Annotated in this window: 16 protein-coding genes; 7 read left to right on the plus strand and 9 right to left on the minus strand. The window is 71.7% G+C overall.

Annotated features, from left to right (window positions below; all coding sequences use genetic code 11):
* The first annotated feature begins 191 nt into the window (after positions 1–191).
* Positions 192–980: a hypothetical protein gene (locus IG84_RS0129610; protein ID WP_031063625.1), complete on the plus strand. Its 789-nt coding sequence runs from the start codon at positions 192–194 to the stop codon at positions 978–980.
* A gap of 81 nt (positions 981–1,061) precedes the next feature.
* Here IG84_RS0129610 and corA read toward each other — a convergent pair whose 3' ends face one another.
* Positions 1,062–2,072 (minus strand): magnesium/cobalt transporter CorA, encoded by a 1,011-nt coding sequence (corA, locus tag IG84_RS0129615; RefSeq protein ID WP_031063628.1) that lies wholly within the window; start codon positions 2,070–2,072, stop codon positions 1,062–1,064.
* Positions 2,073–2,182: 110 nt separating this feature from the next.
* Here corA and IG84_RS0129620 point away from each other — a divergent pair, with 110 nt between their 5' ends.
* The 4 genes from IG84_RS0129620 to mshC all read left to right on the plus strand — a co-directional run bounded on the left by IG84_RS0129620 (position 2,183) and on the right by mshC (position 5,728).
* Entirely contained in the window at positions 2,183–2,881 is a 699-nt protein-coding gene (locus IG84_RS0129620) for a histidine phosphatase family protein (protein ID WP_031063631.1), read from the plus strand.
* 107 nt (positions 2,882–2,988) lie between these two features.
* Entirely contained in the window at positions 2,989–3,579 is a 591-nt protein-coding gene (locus IG84_RS0129625; protein WP_030252096.1) for a DUF3090 domain-containing protein, read from the plus strand.
* The gene (locus IG84_RS0129630; RefSeq protein ID WP_031063634.1) at positions 3,543–4,379 is read left to right on the plus strand and encodes an SCO1664 family protein; all 837 of its coding nucleotides are present in this window, start codon (positions 3,543–3,545) and stop codon (positions 4,377–4,379) included. The genes IG84_RS0129625 and IG84_RS0129630 overlap by 37 nt, the downstream gene beginning before the upstream one ends.
* A 119-nt stretch (positions 4,380–4,498) precedes the next feature.
* Positions 4,499–5,728, plus strand: a complete 1,230-nt coding sequence (gene mshC, locus IG84_RS0129635) for a cysteine--1-D-myo-inosityl 2-amino-2-deoxy-alpha-D-glucopyranoside ligase (protein ID WP_031063637.1) — start codon at positions 4,499–4,501, stop codon at positions 5,726–5,728.
* Between the two features lie 112 nt (positions 5,729–5,840).
* Here mshC and IG84_RS42410 read toward each other — a convergent pair whose 3' ends face one another.
* Complete coding sequence (locus IG84_RS42410) at positions 5,841–6,098, minus strand: hypothetical protein (protein WP_157848954.1); 258 nt, start codon at positions 6,096–6,098, stop codon at positions 5,841–5,843.
* Between IG84_RS42410 and IG84_RS42415 the strand changes: the two genes are divergently transcribed.
* Positions 6,066–6,515, plus strand: a complete 450-nt coding sequence (locus tag IG84_RS42415; protein WP_157848955.1) for a hypothetical protein — start codon at positions 6,066–6,068, stop codon at positions 6,513–6,515. The two genes, IG84_RS42410 and IG84_RS42415, sit on opposite strands and share 33 nt — an antisense overlap.
* A gap of 11 nt (positions 6,516–6,526) precedes the next feature.
* On the opposite strand, the gene IG84_RS0129645 is transcribed toward IG84_RS42415, so the two are convergent.
* From IG84_RS0129645 to IG84_RS0129675, 7 genes are all read right to left on the minus strand, one after another.
* On the minus strand, positions 6,527–8,269 hold the full coding sequence (locus IG84_RS0129645) for a S8 family peptidase (protein WP_031063644.1): 1,743 nt from the start codon (positions 8,267–8,269) through the stop codon (positions 6,527–6,529).
* Between the two features lie 370 nt (positions 8,270–8,639).
* A complete protein-coding gene (locus IG84_RS0129650; RefSeq protein WP_078649517.1) occupies positions 8,640–9,791 on the minus strand; it encodes a PAC2 family protein in 1,152 nt (383 codons plus the stop codon).
* Positions 9,792–10,157: 366 nt separating this feature from the next.
* Positions 10,158–10,829 carry a FadR/GntR family transcriptional regulator gene (locus IG84_RS0129655; protein WP_031063649.1) on the minus strand — a complete coding sequence of 224 codons (672 nt, stop codon included), beginning with the start codon at positions 10,827–10,829 and terminating at the stop codon, positions 10,158–10,160.
* 163 nt (positions 10,830–10,992) lie between these two features.
* A complete protein-coding gene (locus tag IG84_RS0129660) occupies positions 10,993–12,606 on the minus strand; it encodes a glycerol-3-phosphate dehydrogenase/oxidase (RefSeq protein ID WP_031063653.1) in 1,614 nt (537 codons plus the stop codon).
* A 3-nt stretch (positions 12,607–12,609) separates the two neighbouring features.
* Complete coding sequence (gene glpK, locus IG84_RS0129665) at positions 12,610–14,136, minus strand: glycerol kinase GlpK (protein WP_031063657.1); 1,527 nt, start codon at positions 14,134–14,136, stop codon at positions 12,610–12,612.
* Positions 14,137–14,206: 70 nt separating this feature from the next.
* Positions 14,207–14,995, minus strand: a complete 789-nt coding sequence (locus IG84_RS0129670) for an MIP/aquaporin family protein (RefSeq protein ID WP_031063660.1) — start codon at positions 14,993–14,995, stop codon at positions 14,207–14,209.
* Positions 14,996–15,231: 236 nt separating this feature from the next.
* On the minus strand, positions 15,232–15,996 hold the full coding sequence (locus tag IG84_RS0129675) for an IclR family transcriptional regulator (RefSeq protein WP_031063662.1): 765 nt from the start codon (positions 15,994–15,996) through the stop codon (positions 15,232–15,234).
* A 320-nt stretch (positions 15,997–16,316) separates the two neighbouring features.
* Between IG84_RS0129675 and IG84_RS0129680 the strand changes: the two genes are divergently transcribed.
* Positions 16,317–18,527: homocysteine S-methyltransferase family protein (locus IG84_RS0129680; protein ID WP_031063664.1), on the plus strand; the 2,211-nt coding region annotated here is incomplete at its 3' end.

The following is an 18,527-nucleotide window of genomic DNA, read 5'->3' on the forward strand; positions in this document are numbered from 1 at the left end:
GGGGGTCTTCCCCGCCACGGCCGTCACACAGCACAACGCGCCGACGCCCGCGGTGGTTACGCCCCGTGCGCCGCCCGCTGGTCCATCGTTCGGGCGAGTTCAGCGGCCTCCGTGTTGCCGGAGAGGGCGCTCGGGACTTGACTTTTCCTTTGCGGGTGTCCTGTTCGAGGTGGCGTCCTGGAGGTCCGTCGATGCTCACGGCGAAGAGTCTGTTCGAAGAAATCCTGGACCACGACGAGTCCTTCCGGCTGTTCTGCTCCATCGCCGCGAGCGGCGAGTCGCAGGGCGGCTGGGAGAACGGGCGGATCGCCGCGCTGGTCCCGGAGAGCCAGCGCGCGATGGCCCCGAAGGTCGCCCGGCACGGCGCGGACGAGGAGAAGCACGGCCGGATCTTCAACGCCCTGCTGCGCCGCCGCGGGCTGCAGGCCGTCGCGGTCCCCGCGGCCGCCGACTACACGATGCTCCTGGAGCGCCGCGGCATCGGGCTCGCGCACGAGAAGCTGCAGCGCGACGAGCCGCTGGCGGAGTCCGACATCGTCGCCTACCTGGCGCACAGCCGGGTCACCGAGCAGCGGGCCGCCGAGCAGATGGCGCTGCTCAAGAAGTACTTCGGCGACCATCCGGAGGTGGGCAAGGCGGTCCGGATGATCGCCAGGGACGAGGACAACCACCTCGCGTACTGCCACGAGGAGCTGCTGCGGCTGGCCCGTGCCGGGCACGACGAGGAGATCCGGCGGGTCCTGCGGGAGAGCGTGCGGACCGAGATCGCCGTCTACCGCGACGTCAGCCTGGCCGTGATGGAGCGGATGGGGCACATCCTGCGCTGGCCCCGCGCGAAGCGGGCGCTGCTCACGGCCGGCATCCACGCCGTGTACGCCTACGAGCGGGCCTTCGGCTGGCGGCGCATGGTCGGCCTGCGGATGCCCGAGAGGCCGGACCCTCTGGGAGGCCCGGCCCCGGCGGCCGCGGAGTTCGCCTGACGCCCCGGAGGCGCCAGTACGGAAGCGGTGTCCCCGCAGCGCCTGAAGACGCAGCGACAGCAGCGCCTGAAGACGCAGCGCCTACAGCCACTCGCGGTGTTTGAAGAGGCGGTACAGCGCCACTTCGAGGGCCGCCATGACCAGCAGGCACGCCGGATAGCCGAAGGTCCACTTCAGTTCCGGCATGTGCTCGAAGTTCATGCCGTAGATGCCCGCGATCATGGTCGGTACGGCGGCAAGCGCGGCCCACGCCGAGATCTTGCGCATGTCGTCGTTCTGCCGGACGCCCATCTGCGCCAGGTGGGCCGAGAGGATGTCCGACAGCAGCCGGTCCATGCCCTCCACGGACTCGTTGGCCCGCGTGAGGTGGTCGTCCACGTCGCGGAAGAAGGGCCGCGCCTGGTCGTGCACGAACGGTACGCCCGGGTTCTGCAGGCGCGCCATCGGCTCGGCCAACGGCCCTGTGGCGCGCCGGAATTCCAGTACCTCCCGCTTGAAGGCGTAGATCGTCTGCGCGGTGCTCCGGGTGCTCCCGCCGCCCTTGGTGTCCGGGCCCACCGGCGCGAAGACGGACGCCTCCAACTCCTCCAGGTCGAGCTGGAGTTCCGCGGCCACGTCGATGTAGTGGTCGACCACCGCGTCGCTGACCGCGTACAGGACCGCCGTCGGGCCCTTCTCCAGGACCTCGGGGTCGTGTTCCAGGCGCGCGCGTACGGAGGCCAGCGGGCTGCCCTCGCCGTGCCGCACGGTGACGACGAAGGAGTCGCCTATGAAGAGCATCAGCTCGCCCGAGTCGATGCTGCCGTCGGAGTCGTCGTACACGATCGGCTTCAGCACCATGAAAAGGGAGTCGTCGTACACCTCCAGCTTCGGCCGCTGATGGGCCTTGAGTGCGTCCTCCACGGCCAGCGGGTGGAGCCCGAACTCCTGGCTGACCTGCTCGAACTCCTCCTCGGTCGGCTCATGCATGCCGAGCCACAGAAAGGAGTGCCCCTCCGCGCGGGCTTCGTCGAGCGCGGTGGAGTATCCCGCCGGCTTCTCGATCCGCCGGCCGTTCCGGTAGATGGCACAATCCACGATCACATGGGGCATTCTCGCTGCCGGGCGCCGCTCCTGCCAGAGAGCCCCCCGGAGCGGCCCGCGTTCCGCTCGCCCCGTAGGCCCCGCCCTCCGCTCGCCCCGTAGAACGTAGGGTGGCTGCCATGCCCACGCTGCTCCTCGTACGGCACGGCCGCTCCACCGCCAACACGTCCGGCGTCCTCGCGGGGCGCACGCCCGGCGTCGCCCTGGACGAGCGCGGCGCTGCGCAGGCCGCCGCGCTGCCCGGCCGGCTCGCCGCCGTGCCGCTCGTCGCGGCGGTGTCCAGCCCCCTCCAGCGCTGCCGGGAGACGCTGGCTCCGTTGCTGGCGGCCCGCCCGGGACTGCCGCTGCACACGGAGGACGGCATCAACGAGTGCGACTACGGCGACTGGTCGGGGCGCAAGCTCGCCGAGCTGGCCGACGAGCCGCTGATGCGGACCGTCCAGCAGCACCCCTCCGCGGCCGGCTTCCCCGGCGGCGAGACCATGCGCACCATGCAGAATCGTGCCGTCGACGCGGTCCGCGCCTGGAACGCGCGCATCGAGGACGAGCACGGCTCCGAGGCGGTGTACGTGATGTGCTCGCACGGGGACATCATCAAGTCCCTCGTCGCGGACGCCCTCGGCATGCATCTGGATCTCTTCCAGCGGGTGTCCGTCGAGCCCTGCTCGGTGACGGCCGTCCGCTACACCCCGCTGCGCCCGTACCTCGTGCGGCTCGGCGACACCGGCGACCTCGGCTCGCTGGCGCCCAAGGAGGACGGCTCCGGCGCCGCGGCGGAGCGCGACGCGGCGATCGGCGGTGGCGCGGGAGCATCGTGATCAGCAGGCGCAGTAGGGTGGTGCGACGGCGCTGCCCACCACGCCAATCCTGTGATCCGTATCCCGTGACCACAGATCCCCGCAGTCGAGTCAATCGGAGCAGGACCTTGTCCCGTCAGGTGTTCTTCTACGACGCGCCGGACCGCTTCGTGGCCGGCACGGTCGGGCTGCCTGGCCGTCGCAGTTTTTACCTCCAGGCCACAGCGGCCGGGCGCACCACCAGCGTCGCGCTGGAGAAGACCCAGGTCGCCGCGCTCGCCGAGCGCATGGACGAGCTGCTGGACGAGGTGGTGCGCCGCAGCGGCGGCAACGCCCCGGTCCCGGCCGTCGCCCCCTCGGAGATCTCCGACACCGCGCCGCTGGAGAGCCCGGTGGAGGAGGAGTTCCGCGTCGGCACCATGGCGCTGGCCTGGGACGGCGACGAGGAACGCATGATCGTCGAGGCGCAGGCGCTGGTCGAGCTGGACGCCGACAACGACGAGGACCTCGCCGAGGCCGAGGAGCGGCTGCTCCAGGACGACGAGAACGGCCCCCCGATGCTCCGCGTCCGGCTCACCGGCACCATGGCACGCGCCTTCGCCAAGCGCGCCCTGGAGGTCGTGAACGCCGGCCGTCCGCCGTGCCCGCTGTGCAGCCTGCCGCTCGACCCGGAGGGACACGTATGTCCGCGCCAGAACGGATACCGGCGGGACGCCTGACGCCCGCCGAGCTGGAGGAGCACCTCCGGCACGGCGAGCTCACCGTGCGCGGCCGGGTCCGCGAGGCGTCCAACGCCGTCCTGTACTGCACCGTCGAGCACGACGGCTGGTCCGGAGCGTGCGTGTACAAGCCGGTCGCGGGGGAGCGCCCGCTGTGGGACTTCCCCGACGGCACGCTCGCCCAGCGCGAGGTCGCCGCGTACGAGATCTCCCGGGCGACCGGCTGGGACCTCGTCCCGCCCACCGTGCTGCGCGACGGCCCGTACGGGCGCGGCATGGTCCAGGAGTGGATCGGGGCGTCCGGCGAGGACGACAGCCCCGAGCTGCTGGCGCTGATCGAGGACGAGGAGCCGGGGCCCGGCTGGAAGGCCGTCGGCTTCGCACAGGTCGGCGAGGGGCGTACCGCGCTCCTGGTGCACGCCGACGATCCGCGGCTGCGCCGGCTCGCCGTCCTGGACGCGGTGATCAACAACGGCGACCGCAAGGGCGGGCACCTGCTGCCGACCGCCGACGGCCGCGTGTACGCCATCGACCACGGCGTCACCTTCCACGCGGAGGACCGGCTGCGCACCCTCCTGTGGGGCTGGGCGGGCGAGCCGCTGACCGAGGAGGCCCTCGCGGTGCTCAAGCGGCTGGCCGAGGAGACCGCCGACGGAGAGCCGCTCGCCGCCCGACTGGCCGAATGTCTCACCGGCGAGGAGATCGCCGCACTGCGCGAGCGGATCGCCACCATGCTGAGCTCCGGCACACATCCGCAGCCCAGCGGGGAATGGCCGCCGATTCCCTGGCCGCCGGTGTGACAAGGCTGAACAGGTCAGCCCGGTGATGCACGGCCGGGCCGAAGACTCAAGAGGGCCTTTCCGGCCAAGACCCACACTCCGGTTCGTATCCGGAACCTGCGTCCGGTTAGGCTCAAGGCATGCATGCATGGCCCGCTTCTGAGGTCCCCGCCCTGCCCGGCCAGGGCCGCGACCTGAGGATCCACGACACCGCGACCGGCGGACGGGTGACCCTCGCCCCCGGTCCCGTCGCCCGTATCTACGTCTGCGGCATCACGCCGTACGACGCGACCCACATGGGGCACGCGGCGACCTACAACGCGTTCGACCTCGTTCAGCGCGTGTGGCTCGACACGAAGCGACAGGTCCACTACGTGCAGAACGTCACCGACGTCGACGATCCGCTGCTGGAGCGGGCCGTGGCCACCGGCGACGACTGGACCGCGCTCGCCGAGCGGGAGACCGCCCTCTTCCGCGAGGACATGACCGCCCTGCGGATGCTGCCCCCGCAGCACTACATCGGCGCCGTCGAGGCCATACCGGGCATCGTGCCGCTGGTGGAGCGCCTCCGCGACGCGGGCGCCGCGTACGAGCTCGACGGTGACGTGTACTTCTCCGTCGAGTCCGACCCGCACTTCGGCGAGGTCTCGAACCTCGACGCAGAGGCGATGCGGCTGCTGTCCGCCGAGCGCGGCGGCGACCCGGAGCGCCCGGGCAAGAAGAACCCGCTGGACCCGATGCTGTGGATGGCGGCCCGCGACGGCGAGCCGAGCTGGGACGGCGGCTCGCTCGGCCGGGGCCGCCCCGGCTGGCACATCGAGTGCGTCGCCATCGCCCTGGACCACCTGGGCATGGGCTTCGACGTGCAGGGCGGCGGGTCCGACCTGGCCTTCCCGCACCACGAGATGGGCGCCTCGCACGCCCAGGCGCTGACCGGTGAGCACCCCTTCGCCAAGGCGTACGTGCACGCCGGGATGGTCGCCCTGCACGGCGAGAAGATGTCCAAGTCCAAGGGCAACCTCGTCTTCGTCTCCAAGGTGCGCCGGGACGGCACCGACCCGGCCGCCATCCGGCTCGCCCTGCTGGCCCACCACTACCGCGCCGACTGGGAGTGGACCGACCAGGTCCTGCAGGACGCGGTGGACCGGCTCGCCCGCTGGCGCGCCGCGGTCTCCCGCCCCGACGGCCCGTCCGCCGACGCGCTCGTCGAGGAGGTCCGCGAGGCGCTCGCCGACGACCTGGACTCGCCGGCCGCGCTCGCCGCCGTCGACCGCTGGGCCGAGCGGCAGCAGGCCGGCGGCGGTACGGACGAGGGCGCGCCCGGCCTGGTCTCCCGGACCGTGGACGCGCTGCTCGGCGTGGCGCTGTGACCCACTGATCCGACACAGATAACGGGGCGCTTCCTCCGAGGAGGAAGCGCCCCGCTCGTTGCGCGCGCGGGTCACCGGTCAGCGGTCACCCTGCGGCCATCCGGTCCGCTGGTCAGAAGTTGCGGACGTGGATCGCACGGAGGATGTGCGGGGTCTGCTGGTCCCAGATACCGACGACCTTCTGACGGTAGGCGAACGCGTCCTGGACCAGGTCGAAGGTGCTCTGGACCGGGTGCGTCAGCACGCGGACCTGACCGTTGATGATCAGGTAGATCGCCTGCGGGTGGCCCTGCAGGGGCTGCGGGACGGCGATGTAGGCGGTCGCGACGCCGGCCTGGTGGGTCTGCACCTGCTGCGCGATCTGCTGCACCGCGGCCTGCGTGGCCTGCTGCACCTGCTGCAGGACCTGCTGCTCCTGCTGCTGCTCCTGCTGCTGGCCCATCTGGCCCTGCTGGCCCTGCCCGAACTGCTGCAGGAGCTGCTGGAACGGCTGCTGCTGACCGAGCTGCTGGAGCTGCTCGAGCATGCCCTGGCCCTGCTGCTGGAACGGCTGCATCTGCTGGCCGAACGGCTGCTGCTGCTGGCCCATGCCCTGCTGGCCGAAGGGCTGCTGCTGCTGGCCGAAAGGCTGCTGCTGCTGCGGCTGCTGCTGGCCCATGCCCTGCTGGCCGAACGGGGACGTGCTGGGGCCCTGCTGGCCGAGCTGAGAGAGCTGGGCGAGGGGGTTCATCTGAGTGGTCATAAGAGTGCTGCCTTCCCTGACTTGTGGGTGTGCTTCAGCCGGTGACGACCAGCTCTTCAGCCTGTGATGACCAGGCCGACGACCTCGTCGTCGGAGTACCACACACGTACGTCGGGCCGTCCCCCCGCGAAGGCGGAGTGCACCGCTTGCCGCACCTCGGGCGCGGGGCGGTTCAGGTTCCGCCAGGCACCGGCCACGAAGAGCCGGAGCCGCGGAGGGAGTTCTCGGGGGTAGGGGATCAGTTCGTCCCAGTACCGCTCGGCCTGGCCGGAGCCGACCGAGGAGGGCACCAGGTGCGTCACTGCCGCCCTGATGTCGGGCCGGTTGCCGATCCGCTGGGAGGCCGGCCGGCCCGGCGCGTCCTGCTGCGGGGACCCGGTGGTCCGCAGCACCTCGCGCGCCTGCTCGGGATTCATCGGGTCCGCACCCGCGGCCTTGAGCATGCCCTGCAGCGACGCCAGCGCGCCGACCACGACGGGGGAGGCCGATGAGGTTCCCGAGAAGCTGTCCGTGTACCAGGCGATCTCCTCCGTACCGCCCTGCAGGTCGCCGGGCCGGTCCCAGAAACCACCGGTCGTGGTGACCTCGCGGCCCCAGCCCTGGGCGTCCAGCCGCGTGCCGTAGTTGGAGAACGCCAGCCGCGACCGGTCCGGGCCGTGATCACGGCCGTGAGTGCCGGGCGGCGGGGCGCCCGCGCCGACCAGGATCGCGCCGGACGACTGGTTGGAGGGGTTGAAGGGGTTGCGCCACCACTGCGGGAAGCGGTCGGGACGGCGCTCGTACAGCGCGTCGTCCAGGCTCTCCGCGCCGTTGCCGGCTGCCTCCACCACGACGACGCCCTTCGCGGTCGCCCAGCGGATCGCCGCGAAGTCGTCCGGCCACCACTCCAGCGCGATGTAGCCGCGCTGGTCGTCCCGGTGCTCGTAGTCGAACCGGGGCCCCGGCCGGTGGAGTTCGATCAGCAGGATGTCACCGCGCGAGAGCCGCTCGGCCGCCGCGTGGATCGCCGCCGCCGAACCGATGCCCTGGATGGAGGCCGCGGCGGTCACCGCGCCGGGCGCGACGCCCACCACGCCCCTGTCGTTGCGGTCGCCCCCGATGACACCGAGGACGGCCGTGCCGTGGTTGCGCCAGGCCAGGTCCTGGATCGGGGAGCCGACCACGATGCCGGCGAGCCGCTCCGCCAGGTCCTCGTGGCCCAACTGCCAGGCGCCCTCGACGTCGACGATCGTTACGCCCTCGCCGTCACCGCCCTGCCGCTGCCACGCCCATACGGCGTTCACGCCCTCGGGCGCGGCGCCCAGGTGACCCTGGCGGCCGGTGAAGTCGGGCGTCGCGGGCGCGCCCTCCTTCCGCCCCTGCTCCTCCGGACCGCGCGCCGCCGAAGTGGCGGGCACGGCGCCCGGCTTGAGGTACGCCGTCTCGATCTCCGGGAGGGCGGAGAGCCGGGCCGTCAGCTCCACTGCCCGGGTGTCACCGCCCCGTACCCGGTAGAAGAGCGAGAGGTCGGGGAGCGCGCCGGTGCCCTCCGACGGCTCCTGCGGCATGGCCGCCCGTATCCGCTCCTCACTCCCGAACAGCGGCTCCAGAGAGAGCTGCTGGTCGCTGAGGAACATCTCCAGCGCGGAGATGTCCGCACCGGAGGCCGACCGAACGCCGCCCGCGCCGGCGCGGAGTCCGGGCTCGGCCCGCGCGACGACGATCAGCTCCGGTTCGGCTCCTTGGTAGGTGAATCCCGCTCCGTCAGGTCCGGGGCCCGCCATGCCGGGGCCCGAACCGGGAGGTGCCTGATCGGTCATCGCTGGGACCGCTCCCTTCGGGGTGCTGCTCCGTGCCCTTGCCGCTCCGTGCCCTGCTCCCGGCACGGCCCGCGCCGCGTAACGCCGAATGTGTACCGGATGTTGCGGCGCGGTGTCGCCGGGGCTTCGGAGCGTCACCCTGCTACCTCCGCTCGCCCCCGTCCACCCCGGGGACCCCCCCTACGTTTGGAATCCGGTCGAATGGGAACCGTGGGCAAATCGACCGGAAAGCGATGACGTGCTGTCAAGCAGGTCAAACACTACGGAGGCGTACGCGGTGGGGTGAGGCGGAAGTGCCCGCACGCCACCCGTCGCGCGGCGGGAACGACGAAGCGGGGCGGTGCCGCAGCACCGCCCCGCTCCGTTTCGGTCAGTCCTCCGAGGAATCGCCGTCCGGGGAGTCCGGCCGGTCCGACGGCGCCGCCGGGCCCGCCTCCCCGGTCGTTTCCGGGGTGTCCGGCGGCGCCGGAGCGGCCTCACCGGGCGTTTCCGGAGTGTCCGTTCCCCCAGGGGTCTCGCCGGACTTGCCGCCCTGCTTCCCGGGGCCGTCCTCCGTGCCGCGGGCCGGCCCCTGGCCGCCGCCCTCCGCCTTCGGCGGCTTGGGCGGGCGGGTCCGGCCGCTGGGGGAGTCGCGCAGGTAGGAGCCCTCGCCGCCGTCGGTCGCCAGGCCCGGCCCGGCCTGCGGGTCCCGCCGCCGCAGATAGCGCTCGAATTCCCGCGCGATCGCCTCGCCCGACGCCTCCGGCAGTTCGGCGGTGTCCCGGGCCTCCTCCAGCGACTGGACGTACTCGGCGACCTCGCTGTCCTCGGCCGCGAGCTGGTCCACGCCGAGCTGCCACGCCCGCGCGTCCTCGCTCAGCTCGCCGAGCGGGATGCGCAGGTCCAGCAGGTCCTCCAGGCGGTTGAGCAGGGCCAGCGTCGCCTTGGGGTTGGGCGGCTGCGAGACGTAGTGCGGCACGGCCGCCCACAGGCTCACCGCGGGCACCCCGGCGTGCGTGCACGCCTCCTGCAGGATGCCGACGATGCCCGTGGGACCCTCGTACTTGCTCTCCTCCAGGTCCATCGTGCGCGCCAGGTCCGCGTCGGAGGTGACGCCGCTGACCGGGACCGGGCGGGTGTGCGGGGTGTCGCCGAGCAGCGCGCCCAGTACCACCAGCATCTCCACGCCCAGCTCGTGCGCGAAGCCCAGGATCTCGTTGCAGAAGGACCGCCAGCGCATGCTGGGCTCGATGCCGCGGACCAGCACCAGGTCGCGCGGCTTCTCGCCGCCCACCCGGACGACGGACAGCCGGGTCGTGGGCCAGGTGATCTTGCGGACGCCGTCCTCCAGGAAGACGGTGGGCCGGTTCACCTGGAAGTCGTAGTAGTCCTCGGCGTCCAGCGCGGCGAAGACCTCGCCCTTCCACTCCCGGTCAAGGTGCGCGACCGCGGCGGAGGCGGCGTCGCCGGCGTCGTTCCAGCCTTCGAACGCGGCCACCATGACCGGATCGATCAGCTCGGGCACCCCCTCCAGCTCGATCACCCAGCGCCTCCTTCCGGCCGGTCGGCCCCTCGTCGGCGGCCGCCGGTTGCAGTTCCCGTTCCGTGCGCTCCCAGCCTACGGCGTCCGTGGTACCCGAACGCAGCCCCTCTGCACTAACGAGTCCTCATTCATCCGATCTGTCCCTGTCAACTGCCGGGCGCGACCTGGGGGATGGCGAAGCAGCGGGGTCCATACATCGGAGTGCGGGACAGATCGGATGTCCCTCCGTGCCACCGCCCGGACCGGCCTCGCCGCGGGCCCTGCGGCGCCGTCCGGCCGCCCGGCACGACGTCCGGTTTCCGCGGCTCACGGACCGCCCCCGCGGCGGCCCGCGGGCCTCACCGGACTGCTGCCGTCACAGTGTCGTCACAGCGACGCCCGCAGCCACTGCTCCACGCTGGCGATGTGGACCGTCGCCCAGGCGCGCGCGGCCTCCGCGTCCCGGGCCCGCAGCGCGCCGAGGATCGCGCGGTGCTCGGTCAGGGTGCGGGTCACCGCGTCCTTCTGGGTCAGCCCGCGCCAGATGCGGGCACGCGTGGTCGGCCCGGAGAGGCCGTCCAGCAGCGAGCAGAGCACGGAGTTGCCGGACGCGGCCACGACGGCGCGGTGGAACTCCAGGTCGCACGCGACCAGGTCCTCCACCGAGGGCGCCGTCCCGAGCGCGTCGAGCTGCGCGTCCAGCGCGTCCAGCTCGGCGGGCGCGATCCGGGCCGTGGCCAGCGCGGTGGCGGCCGGCTCCAGGATGCGGCGGACGGCCAGGAACTCCAGGACGGTGTCGTCGCGGTGGAAGTCCACCACGAAGCTCATCGCCTCCAGCAGCAGCTTCGGGTCCAGGCTCGTGACGTACGTGCCGTCGCCCTGGCGCACGTCCAGGATGCGGATCAGGGCCAGCGCGCGGACCGCCTCGCGCAGGGAGTTGCGGGACAGTCCCAGCTCGGCGGCGAGCTCGCTCTCCTTGGGCAGCCGGTCACCGGGGCGCAGCGCGCCGGAGACGATCATGCCCTTGATCTTCTCGATGGCCTCGTCCGTGACCGCCATGGCCGACCTCCCCGCTCGGAACGCCTGAAAGCCCGAAAACTGCCCACAGACATCGGATGTCTGGAGTGCAGCCATTATGGCGTGCGAACGCCGAAGGGCGGGACTCCGGTACCCCGGAATCCCGCCCCTGCGCCGGCCGGCAGGGCCCCCCGGCCCTCCGGACTCAGCTCTTGCGTGCCGACAGCACGTCCTCGACCTTCGCGCGGACGTCGTCCGTGGCCAGGCCCCGGATCGTCAGCGTCGTACGGCGGCGCAGCACGTCGTCCGCGGTCTCGGCCCACTCGTGGTCCCGCGCGTACACCACCTGCGCCCAGATCTCGGGCGCTTCGGGGTGGATGCGCTCGGCCAGCGCCGGGTCCTCATTCGCCAGCCGGGCGATGTCGAAGGACAGCGAGCCGTAGTGGGTGGCCAGGTGGCGGGCGGTGTCGGCGGACATCCGCGGGCCCGGCGTACCGCCGTCGACCAGCAGCCGGTGCGCGACCGCCTGCGGGTTGGCGATGCCCGGCAGCGGCAGCTTCTTCGGCAGCTCGGAGATCGGCTCCAGGTCCTCGCCGAGCGGGTGCCCGGGCAGCGCGGCGAGCTTGTTCATGACCGTACGTCCGATGTGCCGGAACGTCGTCCACTTGCCTCCGGCCACCGACAGCATGCCGCCGCTGCCCTCGGTCACGACCGTCTCGCGCTTGGCCTTGGAGGTATCGCCGGGGCCGCCCGGCAGCACCCGCAGCCCCGCGAAGGAGTACGTGATCAGGTCGCGGTCGAGCTGCTGGTCGCGGACGGAGAACGCGGCCTCGTCCAGGATCTGCTTGATGTCCTTCTCGGTGACCGACACATCCGCCGGGTCGCCCTCGTACTCCTCGTCGGTGGTGCCCAGCAGAAGCTGGTCCTCCCACGGCAGCGCGAAGGTGATGCGGTACTTGTCGATCGGGGTCGCGAGCGCGGCCTTCCAGGGGGAGGTGCGCTTGAGGACCAGGTGCGCGCCCTTGGAGAGGCGGATGGACGGCGCCGCGTTCGCGTCCTCCATCTTCCGGAGGTGGTCGACCCACGGGCCGGTGGCGTTGAGCACCAGGCGGGCGTTGACGCCGAACTCGGTGCCGTCGGTACGGTCCTTGAGGTCAGCGCCGGTGACCCGGCCCTGCGTGAAGCGCAGCCCGGTGACCTCGGCGTGGTTCAGTACGGTCGCGCCCGCCGCGACGGCCGCGCGGACCGTCATCAGCGCCATCCGCGCGTCGTTCATCTGGTCGTCGCCGTAGACGGCCACGGCCTTGAGGTTCTCCGTGCGCAGCTCCGGCACGTCGCGCTGGGCCTTGGCCGGGCTGATGACGTGGCCGACGCCGTCGCCGAACGCGGAGAGCGCGGAGTAGGCGAAGACGCCCGCGCCGAGCTTGGCCGCGCCGTGCGGACCGCCCTTGTAGACCGGCAGGTAGAAGGTCAGCGGGTTCGACAGGTGCGGGGCGACCTGGCGGGAGACGGCGCGACGCTCGAAGTGGTTCTCCGCCACCAGCTTCACCGCGCCGGTCTGCAGGTAGCGCAGGCCGCCGTGGAGCAGCTTGGAGGAGGCGGAGGAGGTGGCGCCGGCGAAGTCGCCGGCGTCCACCAGGGCCACCCGCAGTCCCGACTGCGCGGCGTGCCAGGCGGTGGAGATGCCCAGGATGCCGCCGCCGATCACCAGGAGGTCGTAGGTCGCCTTGTCGAGCCGCTCCCGGGTCTCGGCGCGGCTCGGGTGCGAACCGTCGGCCGGGTGCGTCCCGAGTGCCGGGACGCTCTGCAGGGTGCTCATGTCTTACTCCTCGTCCTCGATCCAGCCCATGGTCCGCTCGACGGCCTTGAGCCAGCTCTTGTACTCGCGGTCACGGGTGGCCGCGTCCATGCGGGGGGTCCATTCGGCGGCCCGCCGCCAGTTGGCGCGCAGTTCGTCGGTGCCGGACCAGAAGCCCACGGCCAGGCCGGCCGCGTAGGCAGCGCCGAGGCAGGTGGTCTCGGCGACCATCGGGCGCACCACGGGCGCGTCCAGGAAGTCCGAGATCGTCTGCATCAGCAGGTTGTTGGAGGTCATGCCGCCGTCGACCTTCAGTGCGGTCAGCTCGACGCCGGAGTCCTTGGTCATGGCGTCGGTGATCTCGCGGGTCTGCCAGGCGGTGGCCTCGAGCACGGCGCGGGCGATGTGCGCCTTGGTGACGTAGCGGGTCAGGCCCGCGATGACACCGCGCGCGTCCGAGCGCCAGTAGGGGGCGAACAGGCCGGAGAAGGCCGGTACGAAGTAGGCGCCGCCGTTGTCCTCGACCGTGGAGGCCAGGGTCTCGATCTCGGCGGCGGAGTTGATCAGGCCCATCTGGTCGCGCATCCACTGCACCAGGGAGCCGGTGACGGCGATGGAGCCTTCCAGGGCGTAGACCGGGGTCTCGTTGCCGATGCGGTAGCCGACGGTGGTCAGCAGGCCGTTGTAGGAGTTGACCGGCTCGCTGCCGGTGTTCATCAGCATGAAGGTGCCGGTGCCGTACGTGGACTTGGCCTCGCCGCTGGCGAAGCAGGTCTGGCCGAAGAGGGCCGCCTGCTGGTCGCCGAGCGCGGAGGCGACCGGTACTCCGGCGAGCACGCCGGACGTGGTCTCGCCGTACACCTCGGCGGAGGACCTGATCTCCGGCAGGACCTCGGCGGGGATGCCCATGGAGCTGAGGATCTTGGGCTCCCACTGGAGGGTGCGCAGGTTCATCAGCATCGTGCGGGAGGCGTTGGTGACGTCGGTGACGTGCTTGCCGCCGTTGACGCCGCCGGTGAGGTTCCAGATGACCCAGGAGTCCATGGTGCCGAAGAGGATGTCGCCGGCCTCGGCGCGCTCGCGCAGGCCCTCGACGTTGTCCAGCAGCCAGCGGATCTTCGGCCCGGCGAAGTACGAGGCGAGGGGGAGGCCGGTCTCGCGGCGGAAGCGGTCCTGGCCGACGTTGCGGCCCAGCTCCCGGCAGAGCGCGTCGGTGCGGGTGTCCTGCCAGACGATGGCGTTGTGGACCGGCTCACCCGTGTGCTTGTCCCAGAGCAGCGTGGTCTCGCGCTGGTTGGTGATGCCGATGGCCTTGACGTCGGCGGAGGTGATGCCGGCCTTCTCGATCGCGCCGGCCACGACCTGCTGGACGTTCGCCCAGATCTCGGTGGCGTCGTGTTCGACCCAGCCGGGCTTGGGGAAGATCTGCTCGTGTTCCTTCTGGTCGACCGAGACGATGCGGCCGTCGCGGTCGAAGACGATGCAGCGGCTGGAGGTCGTGCCCTGGTCGATGGCCGCGATGAACGGGCCGGTGGTGTGGGTGTCGCTCATGGTGTGTGCTCCAGGAGGTGCGGTGGGGGAGTGCGGCTCTTTCGGCGGCTTCGGCTTCGGCTTCGGCGGCTCAGGCGAACGCGAGCTGGTAGATGCCGCCCGCGATCGCGCCGCCGATCAGCGGCCCGGCCACGGGGATCCAGGCGTACCCCCAGTCCGAACCGCCCTTGTTGGGCAGCGGCAGCAGCGCGTGGACGATGCGCGGGCCGAGGTCGCGGACCGGGTTGATGGCGTAGCCGGTCGGGCCGCCCAGCGAGAGGCCGATGCCGACGACCACGAAGGCGACCAGGAGGCTGCCGATCGGGCCGACGCCCTTGCCGTCGTCGCTCAGGCCCAGGGTCAGGATCGCCAGCACGAGCACGATGGTGGCGATGATCTCGGTGACGAGGTTCTGCCACGCGTTCCGGATCTCCGGGCCCGTGGAGAAGACGCCGAGCACCGGACCGGCCTTGGGGGCCTGGGCCTGGTCGACGAGACCCTCCTCACCCTTCGGGGGAGTGATGACCTCCGGGTCCGTGAGGTGGGCCCGGAACTGGCCGTAGTAGGCGAGCCACACGCAGACCGCGCCGATCATCGCGCCGAGCAGCTCACCGGCGAAGTAGACCGGGACCTGGCTCCACTCGATGCCGCCCTGGATGGCCAGGCCGACCGTGACGGCGGGGTTCAGGTGCGCGCCGGACTTGGCGGCGATGTACGCGCCGGTGAGGACGGCGAACCCCCACCCGAAGGCGATGGCCACCCAGCCGGCCTCGTACGCCTTCGAGCGCTTGAAAGTGACGGCGGCGCACACGCCACCGCCCAGCAGGATCAGCACAGCGGTACCGATGGTTTCGCTGATGAAGATGTCGGAGCTGGACACCCGCGACTCCTTTGTCCTTCGTCCAGATGGACACCGAGATGCGCCGTACCCCGGGTCCCTCCGGTGGTGCGAGCCCTCGGTGAGGGCGTTGTCGGCGATCCGGCACTGCCCACCATACGACAATCGTCGTATGACGTTCGACAATGCCGACCGACGAACGGCAGTTTTGTTTACGCCCAGTAGCCCGTCAAGGGTTCTGTGAGGGAAAACCTAAGCGGAAAGAGCGGACAAAACGGTTAGAAGCGCTGGGCGCCAAGATCCCTTGAGACGGCCCGTGCGCAGTCCCGCACCGCGGCGACGATCTCCGGGCGCAGCTCCCCGTCCCGCCGCACCCGCTCCACGGCGCCGGTGATGCCCACCGCGCCCACCGGCATCCGCCGCCGGTCATGGATGGGCGCGGCCACCGACGCCACGCCCTCCCAGGTCTCCTCCACGTCCGCGGCCCAGCCCCGGGCGCGGGTGAGATCCAGCACGGCCTCGAAGTCCTCCAGGTCCGTGAGCGTCTGCGCGGTGAACGCCTCCCGGGCGCTCTCCACCGCCTCGCTGTGCGCCACCGGGTCGTACGCGGAGAGCACCTTGCCCAGCGCCGTACTGTGCAGCGGCTGCATGGCCCCCACCTCCAGCACCTGCCGGCTGTCGTCGGGCCGGAAGACGTGGTGGACGATCAGTACGCCCTGCTGGTGCAGCACGCCCAGGTAGGCGCTCTCGCCGGTGGAACGGGCCAGGTCGTCGGTCCATACGAGGGCGCGCGCCCGCAGCTCGTGCACGTCCAGATAGCTGTTGCCCAGCCGCAGCAGCTCCGCGCCGAGCTGGTACCGGCCCGAGGTCGCGTCCTGCTCCACGAAGCCCTCCTGCTGGAGGGTGCGCAGGATTCCGTGGGCCGTGCCCTTGGCCAGATCCAGCGACGAGGCGATGTCGGACAGCCCCAGGCGCCGTTCGCCGCCGGCCAGCAGCCGCAGCATGGCCGCGGCGCGCTCCAGCGACTGAATGGTCCGTGCCATGGAGCAACCTCCGGGAAGAGCGGTTCGACAATGCCAAACGATATCGGTCGATGCCGACCCGGGCGGAGTGGGCCGCGCATCGCTCCATGATCACGCCACGGCCGGACGGCCCACGCACCACCCGTCCGGCTCCGCACCGCCCCGTACGGTGCCGCCCACCGGGCCGTACGAGCGACCGCCACCGGGCCGTACGGGTGCCGTGCCGTCCCACGCCGTGGGACACCCGTCGCCGGATGGTTCCCGCCAGCTACCCTGGCCCGGTGCGCCGTCGTACCGGAAGGCGCAAAGCCGACAGCCGTCGCAACCACGGGAGCAGCTCCATGGCCTCGCATACGCCCACGACGACACCCGCAGCCCGCATCGACGCCTTCCGTGAGGCCCTCGCCTCGCGCGTCGTGGTCGCCGACGGAGCCATGGGCACCATGCTCCAGGCCCAGGACCCCACCCTGGACGACTTCCAGCAGCTCGAGGGCTGCAACGAGATCCTCAACATCACCCGCCCCGACATCGTCCGCTCCGTGCACGCGGAGTACTTCGAGGTGGGCGTCGACTGCGTCGAGACCAACACCTTCGGCGCGAACCACGCGGCGCTCGGCGAGTACGACATCCCCGAGCGGGTGTACGAGCTGTCCGAGTCCGGCGCCCGCATCGCCCGCGAGGTCGCGGACGAGTTCACCGAGAAGACCGGGCAGCAGCGCTGGGTGCTGGGCTCCATGGGCCCCGGCACCAAGCTGCCCACCCTCGGGCACGCCCCGTACCGCACCCTGCGCGACGCCTACCAGCAGAACGCCGAGGGCATGATCGCGGGCGGCGCCGACGCGCTCCTGGTGGAGACCACCCAGGACCTGCTGCAGACCAAGGCCGCCATCCTCGGCGCCCGCCGCGCCCTGGACGCCACCGGGACGAACCTGCCGGTCATCTGCTCCGTCACCGTCGAGACCACCGGCACCATGCTGCTGGGCTCCGAGATCGGCGCCGCGCTGACGGCCCTGGAGCCGCTGGGCATCGACATGATCGGCCTGAACTGCGCCACCGGCCCGGCCGAGATGAGCGAGCACCTGCGCTACCTCGCCCGCCACTCCCGCGTCCCGATCTCCTGCATGCCCAACGCCGGCCTGCCGGTCCTGGGCAAGGACGGCGCGCACTACCCGCTGACCCCGGGCGAGCTGGCCGACGCGCAGGAGACCTTCGTCGGCGAGTACGGCCTGTCCCTCGTGGGCGGCTGCTGCGGTACGACGCCCGAGCACCTGCGCCAGGTCGTGGAGCGGGTCCGCGGCGCGGCCCCGACCGAGCGCCAGCCCCGCCCCGAGCCGGGCGCCGCCTCGCTCTACCAGACCGTCCCCTTCCGCCAGGACACCTCGTACCTGGCGATCGGTGAGCGGACGAACGCCAACGGTTCGAAGAAGTTCCGCGAGGCGATGCTGGAGGGCCGGTGGGACGACTGTGTGGAGATGGCCCGGGACCAGATCCGCGAGGGCGCGCACATGCTCGACCTGTGCGTGGACTACGTCGGCCGGGACGGCGTCGCCGACATGGAGGAGCTGGCAGGCCGCTTCGCCACCGCCTCGACCCTGCCGATCGTGCTGGACTCCACCGAGGTGCCCGTCATCGAGGCCGGCCTGGAGAAGCTGGGCGGCCGCGCGGTCATCAACTCGGTGAACTACGAGGACGGCGACGGCCCGGAGTCCCGCTTCGCCAAGGTCACCGCGCTCGCGAAGGAGCACGGCGCCGCGCTGATCGCGCTGACCATCGACGAGGAGGGCCAGGCCCGTACGCCCGAGCACAAGGTGGCCGTGGCCGAGCGGATCATCGCCGACCTCACCGGCAACTGGGGCATCCGCGAGTCCGACATCCTCATCGACACCCTGACCTTCACCATCTGCACCGGTCAGGAGGAGTCCCGCAAGGACGGCATCGCCACGATCGAGGCGATCCGGGAGCTGAAGCGGCGCCACCCGGACGTGCAGACCACGCTGGGCCTGTCCAACATCTCCTTCGGCCTGAACCCGGCCGCGCGCATCGTGCTGAACTCGGTCTTCCTCGATGAGTGCGTCAAGGCGGGCCTGGACTCCGCGATCGTGCACGCGTCCAAGATCCTGCCGATCGCGCGCTTCGACGAGGAGCAGGTCAAGGTCGCCCTGGACCTGATCTACGACCGCCGCGAAGAGGGCTACGACCCGCTGCAGAAGCTGATGGAGCTCTTCGAGGGCGCCACGGCCAAGTCGCTGAAGGCGGGCGCTGCCGAGGAGCTGGCGGCCCTGCCGCTGGAGGAGCGCCTGCAGCGCCGCATCATCGACGGCGAGAAGAACGGCCTGGAGGAGGACCTGGACGCGGCGCTCGCCGAGCGCCCGGCCCTGGACATCGTCAACGACACCCTCCTGGCGGGCATGAAGGTGGTCGGTGAGCTGTTCGGTTCCGGACAGATGCAGCTTCCGTTCGTGCTCCAGTCCGCCGAGGTCATGAAGACCGCGGTGGCCTACCTGGAGCCGCACATGGAGAAGGTCGAGGGCGACGAGGGCAAGGGCACCATC

Origin of the sequence: Streptomyces ochraceiscleroticus (genome assembly GCF_000720485.1) — a bacterium.
GTDB classification, from domain to species: Bacteria; Actinomycetota; Actinomycetes; order Streptomycetales; family Streptomycetaceae; genus Streptomyces; species Streptomyces ochraceiscleroticus.